The sequence below is a fragment of the Pedobacter albus genome, assembly GCF_036324255.1.
GTDB classification, from domain to species: Bacteria; Bacteroidota; Bacteroidia; order Sphingobacteriales; family Sphingobacteriaceae; genus Pedobacter; species Pedobacter albus.
This window is the reverse complement of sequence record NZ_JAZDQT010000001.1, coordinates 430619-448857: the sequence shown is the minus strand read 5'-3', so window position 1 is coordinate 448857 and position 18239 is coordinate 430619. Positions and strand designations below refer to the sequence as shown.

The following is an 18239-nucleotide window of genomic DNA, read 5'->3' as shown; positions in this document are numbered from 1 at the left end:
GCGTTAGTTCTTGTAGTGGTAGTCGTAGCTTTTGATGATGTTGCCGTTTTGGTCCTTGACATGCTTCAACCGTTGGAAAGAATCGTATTCGTAGTACGTCGTCATGCCTTTGGCATCCGTCTGGCTGGCCAGACCTACAAGCGGCTTGTAGGAATAGCTAGTGATCAATGCCTGGGGAAGACCAGTTTTTAGGGGCGCCAAAAAGGCGTCGATGGCCACTTTATCGGGATTGGAAAGTTTAGAAAATGCATCCACGGCAATCTGTCCGCCTAACAAGCCTACCACGGTTGCATAATCCGAATTTTTGATCTCTGCAATAGGGTACATTTTATTATAGCTATAGAGATAACATGCCTCTATTTTTCCATTAGCTGAAACCTGATTTACTTTATAACCATTACCGAGCTTATCATTTTGTATTTTTAATTCGTATCTCGAATCGGCACCAGCAACAGGATTAAAGCTAGAAAACGGTACAAGAGCAGGTAGATTGGCCACAAATATTTTGAGCAAACTATTATCAGGATGGTACTGACTATAAGTTGCACTTGTTAATGATATCGTTCCATTATCCTCTAATGTTTCTAGGACTTGTTCAGGTTTTTCATACCAATAGCTGTACATAGATTTCTTTATCATTCCATTGCTAAGGGGCTGTTTTATAGTTTGAGGCTGAAAAGTAAGGGTAGGCGAATAACTATACTCTTTTTTTAGTGCCATAACATTGCTTAGGTTACTAAGCTCCCTAATTGTATCGGTTTCTTTTGCCAATAACAATCTTCCCGATTTTATTATCCTGCTTGCCATACCCTCAGGATAATACCATCCCCCATAAATTAGGTCATTTTCAGTATACTCATCCGGATAATAAACGAGCTTTGAGGCCCATCTGTAAGGCATACGAAATAAAACAGTAGTTGGAGATAGATAAGGCAAGTTTTCATAATTCGATTTCTGTATCCATTTAAACTCGCCATTTTGATAGGCATATAGATTTTTGGCTATCATTTTATTCTCTATCCACTCATTACTTACCGGAAAACTGATGCCTGTATTATCAAATTCAGTCTGTTCTCCCCAAGAAGTTGGGGCATTAAACACGTATTCTGTCTTGCCGGTTTGCAATCCATTTTCTTCTACATATTCGGTAACCTTATTATAAAGTACGGGTGCTCCACCAGTGAAGCTCAGGTTTTCAAGTGGCGTTGCGCTATAAACTCTTTTGCGTAAATAACCTCCTGTTATTGGAAGCGGGTAACTCCTTCCGTCATAATTCACGTTATGATCTTGATCAACAATCGGAACGACAGGATTTTTTACGGGCAGGTATTGCACCCTATCTTCTTGATAGTAATTTTTATCTCGATTAACGGTTTTACCTACACCGTACCCATCTTCATTCTCTCCATATTTATATAATCTTTGCATTTGCAGTATATGCTGACTGTCAAAGTTTTTAATACTTTTTATCCGAAGTCCACTAGCTTCTTTTAACGAATCTGTAAACTCTTCACGATACCTGTTAACTTCATATTCAAATTCTGTACTCCCTCCCGTAGGCAATGTAATCTTTTTAAGCACACCCTCCTCCACATGTCCCTCATCATTCGAAGTATCATAGCCACCTATTTCTATATTGTAGGTCTGATAAGGTAATAAAGTGGCATCATAATAGTTGTTCAGGCCAACATCAGCCATCCAGGTATAAACGGTTGTTGATTGTTGTGCTACTTCAATAGTCTGTCTTGGCACAGAACTCGCCATATCTAATGGAAAAGGTATGGCAAGCGCACCCTTGCCATAATAGCCCCACGGATCAGCGCGCTTAACGCCTAAAGGAAACAACAGGGGCTCATAATTAAATTGATATTTTTCAATTACCGCACCTAAGGCATCTTTAAAAAGTACAGCCGTCAAAAGGTTCCTGTCTGATGGGCGGTCGCTTGAAACTGGCGTATTGCCTCCCTGATAAGTGAATGCTATATTTTTTATGACTTTTCCTTCTGTATCGAATACTTTTATAGAATCAAGTTGTTCGGTATTAAGTTTATTATAAAAAACAACCCGCACTCCCCTGGCATCTATCTGCTTAATAAAACTTTGTGTTTCTTCGTAGGTGTCATATACGCTACTCGCATCTGAAGGCACACCATACTTTTCCATTTGAGTAGAGCCCGTCACAAAATAACGGCCTTGCGTTGAGCCTTGTAAGCTACCGTAACTATAATCGTATATTCGAGGATAGACAATTTTCCAATCTAGGTTGTATTTATCTTCTGCGTCGAAATGTACACCATCAAACAATGGTTTTTGCTGATAAGTGGTGGTCATTATATTATCTCCGAAACCCAGATTTGCATCATCTATTACTTCTATATATTCCTTAATCCGATACCGATTTCTCTTTAATGGAGTATAATAATCGAACTTGATCGTATCCGCCCCTCCTTTACCTACTATTTCCCTACATTTCCAGGAAGATATGGTAGAAGGAGAAAAGCTTGATCCTGCAGACCAGTCCATAAAGGGATAAATACCCATTTTATATTTTGTTCCTTCGGCATCTATACAGTTGATGACTGATTCGGTGGACTGCGAAAAATCTATACCATAATTGTCATACGGAACCGTAGCATTGTTACTATACACCTTTCCACTAGTATTCAAAAGCGAATAATAAAATTCATCAGGCTGTTCTTCAAGTTGACCCTTGTAAAGCGACATGTAGTATTCATTCGAATTACCTGTTCCTTTATATGGATTGTTAAGATATCCTTGTGGGAGAAAGTCGTTATTTCCATTGATTGTTCTTGAAACCTCTGGAATACCCCTAAGCTTCCAGCCAAGGCCAACTACAGATGCTCGTTCGTTTACTTTCAAACCACCAGCATGATAAGAAAGTGTGAGTGGCATCGTAATATTGCCAGCCACAACGGTATATAGATTGATAGAAATATTGGGCACTCCTGTAGAATAGTCGACAGGATAATTGATGTATTTAATCAATGCAGAAGCCTCGGGCGGAGCAAATGTTACATTCTGCCTTTGGGCAAAAGCCTGTACACTCAAAAGGAGGAGAAAGGCCATAAAAAGCCCTTTCAATTTTCTGTTTCTTTTCATAGGATAGGTTTTATTTTTATACTGAGCGATTCAATTGGGTATTATGCTACCTATATAATTTTGAATTACATTAATTGCATTTTCTATTCAAAAACGGAATAACCAAATCTGTTCGCCCCAGTATTTTACAACCCCAAGTTCTAAAGAAAAATCTGAATAATAAAATTTTTTGCCCAATAGTGGTTTTCGCAGGACGAACGTATCGAATCGCTGGATGAACATGCGTTTTGGAAGGATATTACGATTCTGAAATTAAGACATAAAAGTCTTAATTTTAAGCAAATCTTGATGGGATTCTGCTTGAAATGGCGCTGAAGTAGAAAAGGTAAAATGAAATATGACTTTAAAGCATAATGATTCTATTATCTTTTTTTGAAAGTAGATTTTTATCGATCAATGATTTGTCCATGCTTTTGGTATGCCAATTCAGCAAAAAACTGAGATTCTAAAATAAAATTCCGTAATACCTCTGGTTTCAAAAAATTTATGATTAGCAAATTTCCAGAAACGTTAAGATAAAGGAAAAATTACATTTATTTTTCCACACAACAATTATTTAACAACAAGTTAACACTGAAATCTGGTTTTTGCATATACATTTGACCGTTAAATTAATGTATATGAGAAAACTTTTACTAATTACATTCTTGTTAATCTGCCAGTTTGCCAAAGCACAAACACCTGTGCCAATGGCCAGTCAAGCGGGTTTAACTTACACCGAAAACTTCGCCAGCATTGCGGGTTGGGCAAACAATTTTGCCAGTGGAACGAGAGCTGCTCCTTTTAAATCGGTTCCAGTAAATGCAACGGGAACTATTCCCGACGGTATAAAAACAACTACTTCCACCGCTACCTTTTCTACGGGTACCAGCGGAGGAGTACAAAAAGGAACCCAAAACATCCAATTATTAAGTACTGGGACAGCTGAGAACAGTACCGCTGTCGCTATTGACTTCTTGGTGAATTTTTCGGGAGTGAATGCCGGAAACCTAAGTTTTAACTGGGCCGTAGTGAACAACTCTACAGGAAACAGAAATGCTTCCTTACGAGTTTACACATCCATAGACGGGACAAACTTTACCGAACTAACTTCGGCTCAAGTACTAAATTTTACCAATAATGTGGCTGGTTCAGGCAATATTAATGTAGCCCTGCCCAGCGCATTCAATAATGTAAGTAGCGCCGTGATCAGGTTTTATTACCATAATGGAACCAGTTCAAATACGGCTTCGGGATCAAGGCCTAAGATCTCTATAGATGATTTAACTGTTACAGCTACATCTTTAGCAACTACGCCAACATTAAATGCCAATGCTACCGCATTTTCTTTTGGTTCGCAAAATACAGGTACCAGCTCTGCCGCACAGAACTACACATTAGGAGGTAGCAACTTGACCTCGAATGTAAGCGTGAATGCTACTATTCCTTACGAGATTTCCAAAAACGGAACTACTTTTAGTACGTCAATCAGTTTTACGGCAACCGAAGCCATGGCTTCCCCGACAGTTTATGTCCGCTTTAGCCCTACTGCTAACGGATTGGCTAATGGAACCCTTACCAACGCTAGTAATGGTGCAACAGATGTAAATATTAGCCTGAGCGGAACAGGTGTAACAGGCGATGTTACCCCACCGACAACGGCAGCAACCTATCCAAAAAGAACAGCTGTTACCACTACTTCCGTAGATTTTGCAAACAATATCAACGAAGCGGGTACTACCTATTATGTTTTAGCTTTAGCTGGCGGCACCACGCCAACACCTGCACAAGTTAAAGCAGCTCAGGATGGAACAGGTTCAGCAGCCTTAAAATCAGGATCTTTTACCAATATAGCCAATACCGATGCCAGTGCTTCAATTTCAGGCCTAGCAGTAGGCACGGCTTATACCCTATATGTAGTTGCCCAAGACAACGCTGGCAACTTACAAACCACTGTTGCTAGTATAGATGCTACAACAGCTAATCCACCTTTGGTAAGTGCACCTGTAATTATCAGTCAATACTACGAGGGAACATCAGTAAACAAATGGATAGAATTAACCAACCTGAGCAATGCGCCGATCAACACGGCTTCTCCCCAACTAAAACTTGCGCTTTATAACATTTCGGGCGATGCAGGCAACATCAATATTACCGGTACGCCATCGCAGATTGTAAATCTAAACTTTACGATTCCTGCCAACGGAACAGTGTTATTGGGCAATACAGGCAATGGCACCGAGGTTCCTTATTTAACGCCTGCTAGTGCGATAATGAACAACAACCTTGTAATCAACTTTAACGGCAACGACGGTGTAGCGCTACTCGATGCAAACAACAATATTATCGATGCTTTTGGCCAGGGGGTCAATGCAAAAGACGTTTCCTATGTAAGAAGCTTAAATGTAACGGCTCCTAGCCCGACTTACATTGATGCGGATTGGACGAGAACGCCTCTTGCAACCGTTCAGAATGCAATTGACGATGACGACCCTGACAGATTAGGCGTGCATTTTCCGCCAAACCTACCTGTTTGTGCAGCTCCGAGCACCCCTGCAACAGCGTTAAACTTTAGCAATGTTACCACAGGCAGCATTACGGCAAGCTTCACCAAATCGACAGATGCCAATGAATACCTAATTATAAGGAGCTTAAACGCAACATTAAGCGCCGTGCCTGTAGATGGTACCGCTTATGCTATCGGATCTGCTCTTGGTGGTGGTACGGTCATCAACAAAATCGTAACGAATACCTTTACAGACAATGGCTTAACCAGTTCTACTACTTATAATTATTTTATTGTTCCATTGAACAATCTTTCTTGCACCGGCGGACCAAAATATCTGACTACAAGCATTTTAACTGCCTCGCAAGCAACAAAAGCCTTGCTGCCATGTACTACCCCATCGGCACAGCCTACAAACTTTGCCATTACCGCTTCTAATTATAATTTTATTCAGGCATCTTTCACCGCATCTGCATCAACAGATGAATATTTGGTGGTAATGAGTACCAATAGTACCTTAACCGCTACCCCAACCAATCAAACCATTTATAATGTTGGCGATCAATTGGGTGGTGGCATTGTCGTAAAAAGAGGAATAGGTACTTCGTTCACTCGAAACAACTTAACACAAAACACCAATTACTATTTCTTTATTTATGCAGTAAACAGCGCCTGCAGCGGCGGACCATTGTATTTAACTGCGCAACCACTTTTAGGGAATTTTAAAACAGGTGTCCTTGACGTAAATAAACTTAATTTCTACTATGGCAATCTACATAGCCACAGCAGTTATTCTGACGGAAATAAAGACGATTTAACCAAAAAACCGGAAGACGATTATGCCTTTGCCAAAACGGCCATGAAAATGGATTTCTTGGGCATATCCGAGCATAATCATACACAAGCAGGCATGTCGTTGGCTAATTGGCAGCCAGGCATAGACGCCGCTAAAAATGCTACAACCTCAACTTTTGTGGCTATGCACGGAATGGAATGGGGTGTAATCAGCGGAGGCGGACACGTAATTGTTTACGGTATCGATTCGTTGATAGGCTGGGAACCTGGCGAAAACCAGATCTATGTACCTAAAAGCACTTACACAGGTCCTACAGGATTGTTCAGGATGATTAACAGACACGGCCTAAATGCCATAGCTACCTTGGCCCATCCTAACACCACCGACTTTAATAACATTTCGGCAACTTACGATTTAAGTGCTGATAGCGCGATTGTTGGTACAGCTTTAGAGAGCGGCCCTGCCTTTTCTACCAATGTTACTTATTCTGATCCGGCAAGCTCGATGAGCTATTTGAGTTATTATAACCGGATGCTTGCCAGAGGCTATCACCTTGGGGCAAATATTGACCATGACAACCACAACCTAACCTTTGGTAAACATACGCGGTCGAGGTTAGTGGTACTCGCTCCGGCTCTTACCGAAAACGACTTATTGGATGCCATCAAAAAAATGCGCTTCTATGCCTCACAAGATTCTGCGGCCAAAGTTGTTTTCACCATCAATAAACAGCCTGTAGGAAGTATATTCAAAACCTCAGGCGCGCCAGAGATAGCCGTAGGTACGATTACCACGAGCCCGGTAACCAGTATTAAGATTTTATACGGAACCCCTGGAAGCGGCGTTAACCCGGTAGAATTGACTACAAGTACAAGTTCAACTTTAAGTTACACCGACAATGCCTTGGCTAATCTGGCTACAGGTTATTATTATGCAGATATTGTTGAAGCCGATGGAAGTAGGATCATTACTTCTCCTATCTGGTATACCAGGGACGACTCAACCGTTAAGAAAGACCAGAACATTACTTTTGCCGCTACAAGGCAAGCAACTTATGGCGATCCAGATCTAACGGCAGGAGCCACGAGCGACAACACAGGCATCAACATTACCTATACCAGCAGCGATACCGATATTGCAACCATTAACAATAATGATATCCATATCTTAAAAGCAGGTACAGTAACGATTACCGCCAATCAACCTGGAGATACTTTCTTTAACCCGGCAACACCTAAGCAACAGGTACTGACTATTTCGCCTAAAACCATTACAGTAACGGCTGATGCCAAAACAAAAGTTGAAGGAACAATAGATCCGATGTTCACCTATATTGCAACGCCTATGTTATTAGGGGCTGATAGTTTTACGGGCGCCTTAACTCGCGATGCTGGCGAAACTTCTGGAGATTATGCTATACAGCAAGGTACGTTGGCATTAAACACCAATTATGTTATCAATTACAGGACAGCTAATTTGCATATCTATGCCAGACCCACTACCTCGCTAAGTGGCAATATTTCTGTTCCAGTAAATGCAACTTCTCCTGTAATTACTTTTACGGCGTCTACTGGAACTGCTCCATTTACGTTCACCTATAACATTAATGGTGGTGCAGACCAAACTTTAACCACTACCACAAATACCGCTACAGTAAGCGTACCTACCAATACCTTAGGCACATTTGTTTACACGGTTACTAGTATTACAGATGCTTATAGCACTCAAACACAAAACATTTCTACAACCATTAAAATCAATCCTATTCCTGTTGCCAGCATTACAGGAACTACGGCTTTATGTTTAAACGGAACCGCACCGAATATTACCTTCACGGGAAGCAACGGAACCGCACCGTTTACTTTTATCTATAATATTAATGGTGGAACTAACCAGACCATAACTACAAATGGCACCAACAGTTCCGTAACAGTAGCAGCACCAACCAATACCGCTGGAACGTATAACTATAACTTGGTGAGCGTTTCTGATGTCAATGCCGGTCAGGCACAAACAGGTACGGCTACGATTACTGTTCGCAGCTTGGCTACCGCCACTATTGCCGGTACCGCAACAACCGCGGTTAATGCAACGGCACCAGTAGTTACTTTTACCGGAGCCAACGGAACTGCCCCTTATACTTTTACCTATAACATGAATGGCGGTACCAACCAAACCATTACCACAACCAGTGGCAACAGCGTTACGCTTACCGCATCTACGGCTACAGCAGGTACGTTCAACTACAACCTGCTTAGCGTAAGCGATGCCAATTGCAGTCAACCGCAAACAGGAACCGCAACCATTGTGGTTAATCCATTGCCTGTTGGCAACATTAGCGGCACCACTGCTGTTTGTCAAAATGCAGCAACACCTAACCTTACGTTTACAGCTACTGTGGGTACGGCTCCTTTTACTTTCACCTACAATATTAATGGTGGAACAAACAGAACCATAACGACCACCAGTGGCAATAGCGTAACCCTAGCTGCACCAACAAATGCTACCGGTACGTTTGCCTACAATTTGATAAGCATTGCCGATGCCAATGCCAGTCAGGCGCAAACCAGTACGGCAACTGTTACCATTCGCACCTTGGCTACTGCGAGTATTTCGGGTTCTACAGCAGTGATCGTGAATGCAACAGCACCCCTAATTACCTTTACCGGCGCCAACGGAACTGCACCATACACTTTTACCTACAACATTAACGGTGGCACCAACAAAACCGTAACCACTACCAGTGGCAATAGTGTAACCGTAGCCGTTCCAACAAATGCGGCAGGTACTTTTGCCTATAATTTGGTTAATGTAAGCGATGCCAACTGTGGCCAGGCACAAACCGGAACGGCAACTGTAATTGTACGTCCGTTGCCAACTGCTACCCTAGCCGGAAATGCACAGGTTTGCTTAAATGGTACCTCGCCTGTGGTTACCTTTACTGGCGCGGCAGGAACTGCACCTTATACCTTTACCTATACCATTAATGGTGGTGCAAACAGAACCATTACCAGCAATAACACTACTGCAACTTTAAACGCGCCTACCAATACTGCCGGAACATTTGTGTATGCTTTGGTTAACGTAGCCGATGCCTATACTAATCAAGCGCAAAGCGGAACAGCTACCGTAGTTATCAATGCAATGCCTGCCTTGGTTATTACGAGCAATACTTCTTCGGCAGTAGTTTCTAAAGGTACCTCAATCGTACTTTCGGCCAGCGGTGCAAGCACCTATACCTGGTCGCCACTAACAGATGTAATTGCCGGACAAGGAAGTGCCAATTTAACCATCAGGCCAAAACAAACCACTACCTACACCGTTACCGGAACCAATGCTTCGGGCTGTACCACTACACAGAGCATTACCATTCAGGTACAAGACGATTATCAGGTAAAAGCGCTTAACATCATGAGCCCTAACGGCGATGGCAAAAACGACAAATTCGTGATCCAGAACATCGATTATTATCCGAACAATACCTTGACCATTTTCGATAGGTCTGGCCGAAAAGTATACACCAAAAAAGGTTATGCCAACGAATGGGACGGTACCTACAACGGTACGCCATTGGCTTCAGACACGTACTACTACATCCTCGAGTTTGGAACCAACATCACTCCATTTAAAGGCTACATTACCATTGTTAGAAACTAAAACGCAACACTCCAATGAAGATCAATTTTAAAAAATATCAATTTTTGAGCAATGCAATTGGACTGTTATTGCTTAGTTCGGCAGTGAGCATACTGGGCACCACAACTGCCCAGGCACAGCTCAACCCGTTAACCTCACAATACTTTTTGAACCAATACCAAGCTAATCCGGCTTTTGCTGGAATGATGGACGGTTTAAACGTAAACCTCAATTACCGCAAGCAATGGAGCAACATTCCGGGTTCGCCAAGTACGCAATCCATCACCGCCGATTATAAAATGAACAAGGTGGGTTTGGGACTTAACGTATTTAACGAAAAAGCAGGCTCATTGCAACGCACCAAAGCCGTAGCTACTTACGCCTATCACCTGCCCTTGAACGACAACAACCAAAAACTTAATTTTGGTGCATCCGTTGGCATCATGAACGAGCGTATCGACTACAGCGAGGTAAACGGCGATCCTACCGATATGTCTATTGCCCAGTTCAATAATAAAGGTTCGCTATTTGATGGCGATTTTGGGATAGCCTATACCAGCAACAAGCTCAACATCGAGGCGGCCTTGCCTAACATCAGGAGCCTGATTAAGCAGGAAGACAACAACAATGTAGACCGTTCGCAGTTTTATGCAGCGGCCAGCTATAAGTTTGGTACCGGAACGGGCGTTAATGCACTCGAAATCGAACCGAAAGTGGCTTTTAGGGGCATTAAAGGTTACGAGAACATTGTGGATGCCGGAGCCAATTTCATTTTTGCCGAGAAAATATTCATCATGGGCATGTACCATACCACCAAAAGTGCTTCGTTTGGTGCAGGCATCAATTACAAAAATTCGCTGGCTATCATGGGCTTTTACACCACCGAAACCTCTGCCCTGCAAGGTTCGGCCAATGGTACTTTCGAAATCAGCTTGAGAGCCAGCTTGTTTAAATAAACAAACTACCCAATCTTATCAAAACCGCTTCTTTTGGAGCGGTTTTTTTATGCCTGATTAATCGCATTCGAAGTGCAAAACAATACGCTACTGCAAACAACATGCTTAAAATCTTGTACCGAAAAACGCTTTCTTTTCTTTATTTTTAGGGCATGGCCAAAAAGATCAATCTCAATATTTTTAAAAAATTCTTCCAATCGGGAAAAGTGGGTGGCATACTTTTATTGGTTTGCGTAATCATTTCCTTGTGCATTGCCAATTCAAGCCAGTCTATCAATTTCGCTGTTTTTTTGGCAAGGGAATTTGGTTTTCAAACGAGTTCCATATCGATAAGCTACAGCATTTCGGCCTGGATAAACGATGGGTTGATGGCCATTTTCTTTTTGCTGGTCGGCTTGGAAATCAAGCGCGAACTTTTGGAAGGCGAGCTCTCCAGCGTTAAAAAAGCATCTTTGCCGGTGCTGGCGGCCTTGGGTGGTATGATTGTTCCGGCGCTTATTTATTTCCTCTTTAACCAAGGTACAGAAACAGCTTCGGGCTGGGGCATCCCGATGGCAACGGATATTGCCTTTGCCTTGGCCATCATTGCCATGTTGGGCAAAAACGTGCCTCCTTCGCTTAAAATATTCCTCGCAGCTTTGGCCATTGCCGACGACCTCGGTGCCATTTTGGTGATTGCTGTTTTTTATACCGAAAAAATCCACTGGACGGAGCTTTTTATCGCAGGCGGTATCTTTGCCTTCCTTTTGTTGCTCAATTATTTCAAGGTAAAACGGTTGATCTTTTACCTGGTACCAGGCATATTTCTTTGGTATTTTGTCCATCATTCGGGTATCCATGCCACTATTGCGGGTGTTTTGCTGGCGTTTACCATCCCAACCAACAACACGGCCGTCGAATCGCCACTCGAAAAACTGGAACATAGCCTCACCCTTCCGGTCAATTACCTCATCATGCCTATTTTCGCCTTGGCCAATACCAACATCACCTTCCAAAAGGAAATGATCGATGGTCTGGTTTCGCCTTTGGGATTGGGCATTATAACCGGATTGTTTGTAGGCAAAACCATAGGCATCAGCTTTTTCTCTTGGCTGGCCGTGAAAATGAAATTGGCCAAACTGCCTTCGGGAGCCAATTGGAAACACATTGTTGGGGTGGGCATGTTGGCCGGCATCGGATTTACCATGTCTATTTTTATCGCCTTGCTTTCGTTCAAAAACCCATTGTTTGTGGTTGAAGCCAAATTTTCTATCCTATGCGCTTCTGTTTTGGCAGGAATAGCGGGCTTTATTTACTTAAAAAGCATAAAAACTCGAACCCGATGACCCATAATTCCATCCCTGGCTTTCGCTTAATCGGTCTGCAGCTTGCACACCCAACCACCAACCAAAATGGGCAATCGGCTATAGATTGTGGCCACTTATGGCAAAAATTCGAAACCGAAAACATAGCCGAACTCTTACCCGAAAAGCTAGGCGACGAAATCTATGCGGTGTATTTCGATTATGAAGGCGACCACACCCAGCCCTTCTCCTACTTTATCGGATGCAAAGTACCCGAAACGACACCAGTACCTGCTGGATTGAGCAGTTTATCAATCGCCACTGGCAACTATGTAAAGCTGATGGCAAAAGGCCAAATGCCCAATTGCATGAGCGATGCCTGGACAGCTATTTGGAACAGTGACCTGAACCGCGCTTATACCTACGACTTTGAAATCTACGGCGAACAAAGCAAAGACTGGAGCAATGCCCAAGTCGAAATTTTTGTAGCCATTAAACCTTAACCAGATCAACTACCCTAAATTACGCAACTCATGGCATTTGGATTTACCCCCAAACACACCGAAGAACTTCGGGTTTCGCCTCTCGAAGCCCAACCATTTTTAGCCGCAGCCGTGGAAGCCGCAAAAACACAAGGCCTCAACCTTATGTTTATGAGCGAAACCGGTTTTATTGTCCATACCGACAACGGTTTTTTTAAAAGCAATTTCGAAATCAAATTACTGATCAAAGGCGAAACAGCAACATTAACTAGCAGTTCGCTAGGCTCGGAAATGTTTGATTTTGGAAAAAACAAAAAGAACGTCGTGGCCTTTATTTTGGCACTTGATGATGCTAAACAGCAATTTACTGCCGAAGAACTGCAACAAAAGTTTGAAGCCCTGCAACCTGAGCTGGCTCCGGAAGAAGATGATTTTCTGAAACTGCCACCCTCAACAGCTAAGGAAGATTTCGTCGATTTTTTCAAGTTCTTTATGCCTCGACAAGGCTTTTTCATTACGCCGATCCTCATTTGGCTTAATGTGGGGGGCTTTGTGCTCATGACCATCAATGGCGCCAGTATCCTCAATCCTTCGTCCGAAATTCTGTTGCAATGGGGCGCCAACTTCCGTCCGGCAACTTTAAACGGCCAATGGTGGAGGTTGCTCAGCAACTGTTTCCTGCACATCGGCATTGTCCATTTGCTGTTCAATATGTTTGCCCTGGTGTATGTTGCTATCTTTTTAGAGCCGATGCTGGGCAGGTCGAGATTTCTTGTGGCTTATTTGTTAACCGGCATTGTGGCCAGCATCACCAGCTTAAGTTGGCACGAGTTGACCATCAGTGCCGGCGCCTCGGGTGCAATTTTCGGGCTGTATGGCGTATTGTTGGCCTTGCTTTGCACCAGTTTGGTAGAGCAAAAGGCACGCAAGGCTTTGCTGATCAGCATGGGTATTTTTGTGGCCTATAACCTCATTTACGGCTTAAAAGGCGATATCGACAATGCCGCACACATCGGCGGCCTCCTTTCGGGGTTCGTCATCGGCTTTGCCTTTGTGCCCAGCCTGAAAAGAACGCAGGAGCCTGCCATTAAATATTTTTCCATCGGTTTTCTGGCCTTGGTTGTTTTGGTTTGTTCGGGCGTAACTTACGACCAGTTAAAGACTAACGAAGTGCAAATTGTTATGCCACCACCGGCCCTAGCCAAAGCAGACAATCCATCAGACGACCCCGATTTTGACCAGGTAGCCTATGATAAGCTCATGACCGATTTCCATTCGGTAGAAAGCCTGGCTTTGAATATCTTTCCGATAGACACCACGGCTGCAGGTCGGGAAAAATCGTTATCAGACATTAAAGACGTAGGGATCTATTATTGGAAAAGAGGAATTGAAATCTTAGACGAACTGGACAAGCAAGGCATTCATCCCCTATTTGCCAAGCGCAACAAGGTGCTCAGGCATTATTGCGAGGAAAACATCAAAACCTACGAACTCATGTATAAAGCGGTTGAAGAAGGCACCCACGAGTACGATAACGAAATCAATGCGCGGATCAAACAAACCGGCGAGTTGCTCAATACCATTAAAAGACCTCATCAAAAACGATGAACTTTGTTTGCCACAATAGCTATATTCGCAAAAGCCTATTCAAAAGCCTGCAACAATGTCCAACAACCCCAAACGCCTGCCTCGCTTAACAGCCATTTTAACGCAACTGCAGACCAAAAGACTGCTTACAGCTACCGAATTGGCCGAAAAATTCGAGGTAAGCATCCGCACCATCTATCGCGATATCAGGGCACTGGAACAGTCGGGCGTACCTATTTTAACTGATCCGGGCAAGGGCTACTCCATTATGGAAGGCTATCGGGTGCCACCCATTATGCTCACCGAGAGCGAAGCCAACGCTTTGGTTACCGCTGAACAGCTGATCCGCCAAAACAAGGATTCTTCTTTTGTTCGCGAATACATCGAAGCCATCAACAAAATCAAGTCGGTTTTGCGCTACAATACCAAAGACAAAGCCAACCTGTTGGCCGAGCGCACTATTTTTGCCCATCACGACGAAAGCAACCATACCAGCAGTTACTTGTCGTGCATCCAGCTGGCGCTGACCAATTTTAAGCTGATAAGGCTCAATTATCTCACTTTAGAAGGCAAACAAACTACGCAAAGGGTTATTGAGCCCTTTGCCATTTACAACAGTACCCAAGAAAACTGGCTGTTGATTGCCTGGTGCAGGCTAAGAAAAGACTACAGGGCTTTCCGTATGGATCGGATGACCAATCTTGAAGTTTTGCAGGAGGCTTTTGAACCGCACCAATTGACCTTGGAAGAATACATTGAAATCTGCAAAAAAAATTACGAAGCAGCCCTGACATAAGGCTGTCACTCGGCGGTTTTATTTTTGAGCTCAACAAAATCAAATTCCCATGAGCACTCAAAGCGTTAAACCATTCTACGTTATCGGCATCAGCATCAGAACCACCAACGAAAACGGCCAGTCGGCACAGGATATTCCGGCCCTTTGGCACCGATTTTTAAGCGAAAACATAGCCGGCCAAATTACCAATAAAGTAAGTCAGGATATTTATTGCCTTTATACCGATTACGAAAAAGACCATACCCGCCCCTACACAACCTTATTGGGCTATCAGGTAAGCAACCTTGATTATATTCCGGCTGGATTAGTTGGCAAAAACATAGACGAAGCCAATTATGCCAAGTATGTGGCCAAAGGCAATTTACATGAGGGCACTGTATTTAACGCTTGGACCGAAATCTGGAATTCGGATCTGCCTAGGGCTTTTCAAACCGATTTTGAGATATATGGCGAAAAGGCACAGAACCCGCAGGATGCCGAAGTGGATATCTTTATTGGGCTAAGGTAGATTCGTTGTTTGATCGTTGGTGAAGAACACCAACGATGGCATAATTCATTGATGGGAATTGCTTCGTTCCTCTTAGCGCTTGTTGGTGTTCTTCACCAACAAGCACCGAGCTAAGTCCAATAGGCAACGAAAAACATTAACATTCGTGATAAAACCACCCCGCCTTGCAGGCACCCCTCCGGTGGAGGGGAATGGGATTTACGGTCTGAACTCCTTCATAAAGTCCGACGCTGGTCGGGATGTGCCATCTCGACCCCAATACCTTTGGATTTGAAATCCATATTGCACTTGTTGTGTTTTGACGGACAAAACTTATGCTAATTTGATCGTTGGTGAAGAACACCAACGACAGCATACATATATTAACTAGGGATTGCTTCGTTGATGGCATAATTCATTGATGGGAATTGCTTCGTTCCTCTTAGCACTTGTTGGTGTTCTTCACCAACAAGCACCGAGCCAAGTCCAATAGGCAACGAAAAACACTAACATTCGTGATAAAACCACCCCGCCTTACAGGCACCCCTCCAGTGGAGGGGAATTGGATTTACGGTCTGAACTCCTTCATAAAATCTTTGACCTGTGTTGCTACATCACCCTGTGCCAAACATTTGACAAAAGCGCTGCCTATGATGGCGCCACTGGCATATTCGTTAGCCGAATCGAAAGTTTGCTTATCAGAAATACCAAAACCAATCATCAGCGGATTGTGGAGTTCCATAGCCTTAATCCGAGAGAAATAAGCCTTTGCCTGGGCTGAAACATCGAGGTTTTTGCCAGTTGTGGCCGATGAAGACAACAAATAGATAAAGGCATTGCTTAAGCCGTCAATTTTACGGATACGTTCTTCAGAAGTTTGCGGCGTAACCAAAAAAATATTGCTCAGTCCGTTTTTCTCGAATTCGTCTTTGTACAGTTCTTCATATTCGTACATCGGCAGGTCTGGAATGATACAACCATCAACTCCTACTTCGGCGCAGGCCTTACAAAAATTGGCAACACCAAACTGCAATACCGGGTTTACGTAGCCCATCAATAAAATAGGAATGGTAACGGTTTTACGCAAGTCTTTCAATTGTTCAAAAAGCAAGTGCAAAGTCATGCCCTGATCTAAGGCTTGTTTGCTGCTGGCCTGAATTACCGGACCATCGGCTACAGGATCTGAATAGGGAAATCCTATTTCCAAAAAGTCGGCTCCAGATTCCTGCAATGCCTGTGCAATTTTCAAAGTGCTGTCTAAAGCCGGATAGCCTGCAGTGTAATAGATCGAAAGAATGTCTTTCTTTTTATGCTGAAAAAGTTGTTGTAAACGGTTCATGTGATGGGGTATTGCGTAATGAGTATAGCGTATGGCGCACGGCGAATGGCGTAAACTTAGCACCGCACTACGCTTATCGTTCTACTATAAATTAAAATATTTCATATAAGTTTCCATATCCTTGTCGCCACGGCCCGAAAGGCAAACCACTACGTTTTCGCCTCCCTTAAACTGCATCTTTTCTAAATAAGCCAAGGCATGGGCACTTTCTATGGCCGGAATAATGCCTTCCAATTGGGTAAGCAACAAGCCCGCCTGCAACGATTCGTCGTCGGTAATGGAAACATATTGCCCACGACCCGTTTTGAACAAATGTGCATGCTGAGGACCAATGCCTGGGTAATCCAATCCGGCAGAAACCGAATGTGGCTCTACCACTTGTCCATCGGGTGTTTGCATCAAGATGCTCCGGCTGCCATGCAACACGCCTTCTTTGCCCAGGTAAGTAGTAGCTGCCGAAAAACCGCTGTCTACGCCTTTGCCTGCAGCCTCTACGGCAATCAGTTTTACACTTTCATCGTTAATGAAATGATAGAACATGCCCATGGCATTGCTGCCGCCACCTACGCAAGCCAGTACATAATTTGGCAGGTCGCTACCAGTTTGTTCTAACAATTGCTTTTTGGTTTCTTCAGAAATAACCGATTGGAAAGTGGCCACCATATCGGGATAAGGATGTGGGCCAACTACTGAACCAATAATGTAATGCGTATCAACCGGATTGTTGATCCAATCGCGCATGGCTTCATTGGTAGCGTCTTTCAGGGTTTTGCTGCCCGAAGTAGCTGGAACGACCTTTGCGCCCAACATTTTCATACGGGCCACATTGGGTGCCTGACGTTGGATATCCACTTCGCCCATGTAAACCACGCACTCCAGACCGCGTAGGGCACATACTGTTGCCGTGGCCACGCCATGTTGTCCGGCACCGGTTTCGGCGATGATGCGCTTTTTGCCCAAACGTTCGGCCAATAAAATCTGTCCGATGGTATTGTTGATTTTATGCGCACCGGTATGGTTCAAATCCTCGCGTTTCAAAAAGATATTGGCACCATACTTTTGCGAAAGGCGATTGGCCAGGTACAAAGGCGATGGCCGACCTACATAATCTTTGAGCAAGGCCCTAAATTCTTGCTGAAAACTCTCTTCGTTTAAAATCTTGAGGTATTCCTGCCTCAGCTCTTCCACATTGGGGTAAAGCATTTCGGGGATGTAAGCGCCACCAAAATCGCCATAATAGCCTCTTTCGTTTACAAAATAGTTCATCATATT

The 18239-nt window shown here is 43.5% G+C and carries 10 protein-coding genes; 7 read left to right on the top strand and 3 right to left on the bottom strand.

Translation table 11 applies throughout. The features are described 5' to 3' along the window. Positions 1-3: 3 nt before the first annotated feature. Positions 4-3120 carry a hypothetical protein gene (locus VRU48_RS01830; RefSeq protein WP_330106227.1) on the bottom strand — a complete coding sequence of 1039 codons (3117 nt, stop codon included), beginning with the start codon at positions 3118-3120 and terminating at the stop codon, positions 4-6. 620 nt (positions 3121-3740) lie between these two features. Between VRU48_RS01830 and VRU48_RS01825 the strand changes: the two genes are divergently transcribed. From VRU48_RS01825 to VRU48_RS01795, 7 genes are all read left to right on the top strand, one after another. Then, positions 3741-10058: a T9SS type B sorting domain-containing protein gene (locus VRU48_RS01825; protein WP_330106226.1), complete on the top strand. Its 6318-nt coding sequence runs from the start codon at positions 3741-3743 to the stop codon at positions 10056-10058. A 14-nt stretch (positions 10059-10072) separates the two neighbouring features. Then, the gene (locus VRU48_RS01820) at positions 10073-10993 is read left to right on the top strand and encodes a PorP/SprF family type IX secretion system membrane protein (protein WP_330106225.1); all 921 of its coding nucleotides are present in this window, start codon (positions 10073-10075) and stop codon (positions 10991-10993) included. Between the two features lie 152 nt (positions 10994-11145). Next, positions 11146-12318, top strand: coding sequence for a Na+/H+ antiporter NhaA (gene nhaA, locus VRU48_RS01815; RefSeq protein WP_330106224.1), 1173 nt, complete (start codon positions 11146-11148; stop codon positions 12316-12318). Then, positions 12315-12779, top strand: a complete 465-nt coding sequence (locus tag VRU48_RS01810) for a GyrI-like domain-containing protein (RefSeq protein WP_330106223.1) — start codon at positions 12315-12317, stop codon at positions 12777-12779. Before nhaA ends, VRU48_RS01810 begins: the two co-directional genes overlap by 4 nt. Before the next feature lie 30 nt (positions 12780-12809). Next, positions 12810-14366: a rhomboid family intramembrane serine protease gene (locus VRU48_RS01805; RefSeq protein ID WP_330106222.1), complete on the top strand. Its 1557-nt coding sequence runs from the start codon at positions 12810-12812 to the stop codon at positions 14364-14366. A 55-nt stretch (positions 14367-14421) separates the two neighbouring features. Continuing rightward, the gene (locus tag VRU48_RS01800) at positions 14422-15141 is read left to right on the top strand and encodes a helix-turn-helix transcriptional regulator (protein ID WP_330106221.1); all 720 of its coding nucleotides are present in this window, start codon (positions 14422-14424) and stop codon (positions 15139-15141) included. Between the two features lie 49 nt (positions 15142-15190). After that, positions 15191-15649 carry a GyrI-like domain-containing protein gene (locus VRU48_RS01795; protein ID WP_330106220.1) on the top strand — a complete coding sequence of 153 codons (459 nt, stop codon included), beginning with the start codon at positions 15191-15193 and terminating at the stop codon, positions 15647-15649. Between the two features lie 547 nt (positions 15650-16196). Here the strand turns inward: VRU48_RS01795 and trpA are convergent. Next, positions 16197-16967, bottom strand: a complete 771-nt coding sequence (gene trpA, locus VRU48_RS01790) for a tryptophan synthase subunit alpha (RefSeq protein WP_330106219.1) — start codon at positions 16965-16967, stop codon at positions 16197-16199. A gap of 84 nt (positions 16968-17051) precedes the next feature. After that, positions 17052-18236 carry a tryptophan synthase subunit beta gene (gene trpB, locus VRU48_RS01785; protein WP_330106218.1) on the bottom strand — a complete coding sequence of 395 codons (1185 nt, stop codon included), beginning with the start codon at positions 18234-18236 and terminating at the stop codon, positions 17052-17054. Positions 18237-18239 lie beyond the last annotated feature (3 nt).

Coding starts and splice junctions, on each gene's coding strand:
- trpA (WP_330106219.1), bottom strand. CDS start 16,967: ATGAACCGTTTACAACAACTTTTTCAGCATAAAAAGAAAGACATTCTT.
- VRU48_RS01830 (WP_330106227.1), bottom strand. CDS start 3,120: ATGAAAAGAAACAGAAAATTGAAAGGGCTTTTTATGGCCTTTCTCCTC.
- VRU48_RS01820 (WP_330106225.1), top strand. CDS start 10,073: ATGAAGATCAATTTTAAAAAATATCAATTTTTGAGCAATGCAATTGGA.
- VRU48_RS01825 (WP_330106226.1), top strand. CDS start 3,741: ATGAGAAAACTTTTACTAATTACATTCTTGTTAATCTGCCAGTTTGCC.
- trpB (WP_330106218.1), bottom strand. CDS start 18,236: ATGATGAACTATTTTGTAAACGAAAGAGGCTATTATGGCGATTTTGGT.
- VRU48_RS01795 (WP_330106220.1), top strand. CDS start 15,191: ATGAGCACTCAAAGCGTTAAACCATTCTACGTTATCGGCATCAGCATC.
- VRU48_RS01810 (WP_330106223.1), top strand. CDS start 12,315: ATGACCCATAATTCCATCCCTGGCTTTCGCTTAATCGGTCTGCAGCTT.
- nhaA (WP_330106224.1), top strand. CDS start 11,146: ATGGCCAAAAAGATCAATCTCAATATTTTTAAAAAATTCTTCCAATCG.
- VRU48_RS01800 (WP_330106221.1), top strand. CDS start 14,422: ATGTCCAACAACCCCAAACGCCTGCCTCGCTTAACAGCCATTTTAACG.
- VRU48_RS01805 (WP_330106222.1), top strand. CDS start 12,810: ATGGCATTTGGATTTACCCCCAAACACACCGAAGAACTTCGGGTTTCG.